5 protein-coding genes and 1 pseudogene are annotated in these 4,559 nt (G+C 51.7%); 2 read left to right on the forward strand and 4 right to left on the reverse strand.

Annotation, left to right across the window (positions count from 1 at the left end; all coding sequences use genetic code 11):
- Positions 1 to 138: 138 nt before the first annotated feature.
- Positions 139 to 1,047 carry a DUF6273 domain-containing protein gene (locus tag INF30_RS14450; protein WP_226395708.1) on the forward strand — a complete coding sequence of 303 codons (909 nt, stop codon included), beginning with the start codon at positions 139 to 141 and terminating at the stop codon, positions 1,045 to 1,047.
- Positions 999 to 2,456, forward strand: a pseudogene (locus INF30_RS14455) (ABC transporter ATP-binding protein); the annotation flags it as partial. The gene INF30_RS14450 and the pseudogene INF30_RS14455, both read left to right, overlap by 49 nt.
- Positions 2,457 to 2,531: 75 nt before the next feature.
- On the opposite strand, the gene INF30_RS14460 reads toward INF30_RS14455, so the two are convergent.
- The 4 genes from INF30_RS14460 to INF30_RS14475 form a co-directional block, all read right to left on the reverse strand.
- The gene (locus INF30_RS14460) at positions 2,532 to 2,810 is read right to left on the reverse strand and encodes a type II toxin-antitoxin system HicB family antitoxin (RefSeq protein WP_226395706.1); all 279 of its coding nucleotides are present in this window, start codon (positions 2,808 to 2,810) and stop codon (positions 2,532 to 2,534) included.
- Between the two features lie 86 nt (positions 2,811 to 2,896).
- On the reverse strand, positions 2,897 to 3,586 hold the full coding sequence (locus INF30_RS14465) for a carboxymuconolactone decarboxylase family protein (protein ID WP_076778446.1): 690 nt from the start codon (positions 3,584 to 3,586) through the stop codon (positions 2,897 to 2,899).
- A gap of 22 nt (positions 3,587 to 3,608) precedes the next feature.
- Positions 3,609 to 4,046, reverse strand: a complete 438-nt coding sequence (locus tag INF30_RS14470) for a cupin domain-containing protein (RefSeq protein ID WP_076778444.1) — start codon at positions 4,044 to 4,046, stop codon at positions 3,609 to 3,611.
- A gap of 13 nt (positions 4,047 to 4,059) precedes the next feature.
- Positions 4,060 to 4,425, reverse strand: coding sequence for a MerR family transcriptional regulator (locus INF30_RS14475; RefSeq protein ID WP_226395707.1), 366 nt, complete (start codon positions 4,423 to 4,425; stop codon positions 4,060 to 4,062).
- Positions 4,426 to 4,559 lie beyond the last annotated feature (134 nt).

Genomic DNA, 4,559 nt, shown 5'->3' on the forward strand with positions numbered 1-4,559 from the left:
ACAGCTTTTACTGCTGATTTTGAAGCGAGACTGCCGAAATATCTGCGTAACGCACTCCATCCAGAGGCTATAGGGGCATAAATCACTATTTTGTCAGCTGAAATATTGAATTTTCAAGGAGCGAAGCCCATTTCAGGTATGGGAAGTCTTAGTAAGGAATATTCAAATTACAGGGGTTCCAATGTAAGAAAATGGCTGCAGGATACATTCCTCTCCTATTTTTCTTCCGAAGAGCTGCCATATGTGTTAGACACGACGTACAAGTGTACGTATGCTGCCACCGGCGTTAACATGGAGGATCTGACAGATAGATTTTTTCTTCTGTCCCTGGTAGAAGTCGGAGCTAATGATACTACCTTTGGGTATGACGCAAAGTACATAAGGAAGAATGAAGGAGTAAAACTGGAATACTTTGATGATACGCAGGCAAACAGTGAGACAAGAGCAGCACGCGGCTATTGGAAAAATAACTGGTGGCTCAGATCCGTATTTTTGAGCTATGGATATCATAACAATTTGGTCAATATGCAAACAGGAAGGATTGACAGCAGAAGTTCGCCGGGATACACGGCATTTATCCGCCCCGCCTGCAATATCAACAGCTATACCCCTGTCGTGGAGAGCCAGGATCATCCGGGCTATTATGAGATCTATCAGCCCGTGCTGGAATCCGTTTCCCTGAATCAGGACAGCGCATCTATAACAGTCGGGGAAACACTGAAACTGGAGCCCACTTTCCATGGTGCAGGCGGCGCGCAGGTGCCGACTGAAGAACAGGGCGTCACTTGGACATCCAGCGATCCCGAGGTGGTCATGGTTGATGTAAACGGCAACATAAAGGCATTAAAAGAAGGAACGGCAACGATCACAGTCACGACAGACGTCGGTCAGAAAACCGCGGTATGCAATGTAACAGTGGGGCATTCACCCGTCAAGACAGAGGGAAAAGCCGCCACCTGTACCGAAGAGGGAAGCAGGGAGTATTACAGCTGCAGCAGCTGCGGCAGATGCTCAGCCAGAGTGTTCCCCAGATCATCAACTCTGTGATCACCATGGCGGCGACCCTTGTCACTATGATCATCCTGAATCCGGTGCTGACAGTGATCTCTATACTCACCGCAGCAGTCATGCTTTTTGTGACATCCAGATTTTCCCGTCTGTCCGGGAAATACTATGTACGTCAGCAGATCGATCTGGGAGCTGTGGACGGTTTTATAGAGGAGATGCTGGACGGACAGAAGGTAGTCAAGGTGTTCTGCCACGAGGAGGAGGCCATGGCCGACTTCCATAAAGTAAATGAAAAGCTCAGGAACAGCACAGACAAGGCCAACCGCTACGCCAACCTGCTGATGCCTGTCAATGCCAACATCGGCTGGATCAGCTACGCGCTGGTTGCCATCGTGGGAGCCATCCTGGGCATCAATGGCCTGGCCGGTGTCACCATCGGTACTGTGATCACCTTTGTTGGGCTGAACAAGAGCTTTACCAACCCCATCACCCAGGTCAGCCAGCAGCTCAACTTTGTTGTCAACGCTGCAGCCGGCGCTCAGCGTGTGTTTGATCTGATGGATCAGGAGCCGGAGATCGATGAGGGATATGTGGAGCTGGTCAATGCGAAAGAGGACGAGAACGGCCAGCTCACAGAGTCCGATGTGCGCACGAACCTGTGGGCCTGGAAACATCCCCACAAAGCAGAGGGCACTGTCACCTACACAAAGCAGGAAGGCGGCGTTGTGTTTGACGATGTAGATTTCGGCTACATGGATGAGAAGATCGTTCTCCACAATATCAGCCTCTACGCGAAGCCGGGGCAGAAGATCGCTTTTGTGGGCGCCACGGGAGCGGGAAAAACTACTATTACGAACCTGATCAACCGGTTTTATGATATCGCAGACGGCAAGATCCGCTACGATGGCATCAACATCAATAAGATCAAGAAGCCGGATCTCAGACGATCCCTCGGCATCGTGCTCCAGGATACCCATCTCTTTACCGGCACAGTTATGGACAATATCCGCTATGGAAAGCTGGATGCCACGGATGAAGAGTGTATCCGGGCCGCGAAACTGGCTAACGCGGACGGATTTATCCGCAGGCTTCCCGACGGCTACGACACCATGCTCACGGGCGATGGCGCCAACTTAAGCCAGGGCCAGAGGCAGCTTCTTGCCATTGCGAGAGCCGCTGTGGCGGATCCCCCGGCGCTGATCCTGGATGAGGCAACCTCCTCCATCGATACCAGGACGGAGAAGCTGGTGCAGGCCGGCATGGACGCCCTGATGAAGGGCCGTACCACCTTTGTCATCGCCCACCGTTTGTCTACAGTTAAGAACTCTGACTGTATCATGGTCATGGAACAGGGCCGCATCATCGAGAGAGGCACGCACGACGAGCTCATCGAGAAGAAAGGAAAATACTACCAGCTGTACACAGGAAACTTTGCGGCGCAGGGGTAGCAATGTATCAGAGCATATAAAAAACAATAGGGCCTGCGGGCCCTATTGTTTTTTGCCGGTTATTTTATTCTGACCTTATTCATCCCATCCTTCATAAAAGCGGATATTGACGGAAATATTGCGGACGATATCGCCTTCTTCTACCGAAATGTCCTCTATGTCGGAGACGCAGGGCAGATCCGGTTCCTCTTCTTCCAACTCTACTGAGATCCAATTGCGGGCCGCATCGTTGGCGTTGTCGATGGCATCATCCAGGGTGTCGCCGGATGCCTCGCAGCACGCAAGATCCGGGAAGACGGCGTGATACGTTCCGTCTTCTTTTTTGCGGAAGATTGCAGGGTATATAAAATTCATGGGAATGATCTCCTTTCCATTCTGGTTTTCAACACCATTAAGTATAAGATAAATCCGGCCATAAGGCAATCAGAAAAGTATTGTCTCTATTGCTCCGCAGCCTTGTTGATGCAGGCCACTGCGTTGAGGCTTCTCGGGTAGCCGATGTAAGGCAGGCACTGGGATACGACCCGGATCAGAAAGTCCTTGTCGTTGCCCAGGTTCATATTTCCCTTTGCGTGGGAAGTAAGCTGGGGCTCGCATCCGCCCTGGGCGGCCAGGAAGCAGAAGGTGATCATCTCGCGCTGCTTTAAGTTAAGGCCGGTGCGGGTGTAGTAGTCGCCGAAGCAGTTGTCCGCCAGCCAGCGGTTGATATGCCCGGCTTTCCATGCTTCTTTCATATGGTCGCCGAAGATATCGGCCTGGGCCTGTATCCCTTTCTCCAGGCGGTCCTCCATGGTGGTGGTGGCCTGCCCCTCCAGCGGGAGTTTTACGCCCCTGGAAGTAAGGATCTCATTTGCCGCGTCAAGGAAGGGGCGCACCCGGCCGATACCAAGGTAATCCACGGCCTGGTAGATGACTTCCTTTAACATGACAGGGGAAAGGCCGGCATCCAGGGCCCTGGGAACTTCCAGACGGAACTCGTCTATACCCTGGCAGCCCAGCAGCGTGGCGGTGATGGCCATGTGGCGGGTGATATCGTCAAGCTGCTGTCCTTCTTCATTGACAACTTCGTCAAAAGCAAAATGTTCAAAACGCTCCATAAATTCGGGATCTGTCTCATAATAACTGCTCATTGTGCGTCACCTCTGTTTCTGTTTAGTCCAGTTTAGAATATGCTTCGTCGTCCACAGCTTCCAGCCACTCGTTGCTGGTCTCTGTTCCCGGAGCCTCAAATGCAATGTGGGAGAACCAGCTGTCAGCCTTGGCGCCGTGCCAGTGTTTTACTTCCGGCGGAATGACGATGACAGTCCCCGGCTCCAGGCTTACAGGATCCTTGCCCTCCTCCTGGTACCAGCCGCTTCCTGCCGTGCAGATCAGGATCTGTCCGCCGCCAGTCTTTGCGTGGTGGATGTGCCAGTTGTTGCGGCAGCCCGGCTCAAATGTGACGTTGGCCAGAGCCAGCCCGCAGGCGGCCGGGTCTGTCAGAGGATTTAAATAGGAATTTCCGATAAAATACTGAGCAAAAGCGGTATTTTCCTGTCCCTGTCCAAATACGTTTGCCTTGTCAAATGTTTCTTTGTCCTGAATTTTCATAAAAAATGCCTCCTTAAACAGTTTGTTTTTTGTCCTGGTTTTTGCGGATATTGTAGCGGAGATAGTCCAGATGACTCAGCCGTTTTTCGCAGGAATGGATCTCGCCAAGAAGGATACGCCTTTTCTGATCAAGTATCCGGAGGCGCTGATCTTCACTCCCCTCTTTTTCCAGCAGCAGTTTCATGTAGGTCTCTATCTCGGAGCTAGCAAAGCCAATATCGTGCAGGGTCATGATAAGCCCCAGACGTTCCAGATCCGTGTCGTCATACTGCCAGGATCCCATTACCTTTTTTACTGCCTTGCACAGTCCCCAGCGCTCATACTCCCGGAGCATTTCCAGCGGGATGTTGTAGCGCCTGCTTGCTTCGTCTATGGTCATTTGAATCCTCCTCGTATTATATAGTAGTAGTGTTTATAGACCCTCTCCAAGGTCTGTATGCTATACTGTTTGGAGATACTGTGGATTGGTTCATTCCTCCTACCACTTGATGGTTACGGAAAGGCTCCAACCAC

The organism is Claveliimonas monacensis (assembly GCF_014982975.1).
Taxonomy (GTDB): domain Bacteria; phylum Bacillota; class Clostridia; order Lachnospirales; family Lachnospiraceae; genus Claveliimonas; species Claveliimonas monacensis.

Coding starts and splice junctions, on each gene's coding strand:
- INF30_RS14450 (WP_226395708.1), top strand. CDS start 139: ATGGGAAGTCTTAGTAAGGAATATTCAAATTACAGGGGTTCCAATGTA.
- INF30_RS14465 (WP_076778446.1), bottom strand. CDS start 3,586: ATGAGCAGTTATTATGAGACAGATCCCGAATTTATGGAGCGTTTTGAA.
- INF30_RS14475 (WP_226395707.1), bottom strand. CDS start 4,425: ATGACCATAGACGAAGCAAGCAGGCGCTACAACATCCCGCTGGAAATG.
- INF30_RS14460 (WP_226395706.1), bottom strand. CDS start 2,810: ATGAATTTTATATACCCTGCAATCTTCCGCAAAAAAGAAGACGGAACG.
- INF30_RS14470 (WP_076778444.1), bottom strand. CDS start 4,046: ATGAAAATTCAGGACAAAGAAACATTTGACAAGGCAAACGTATTTGGA.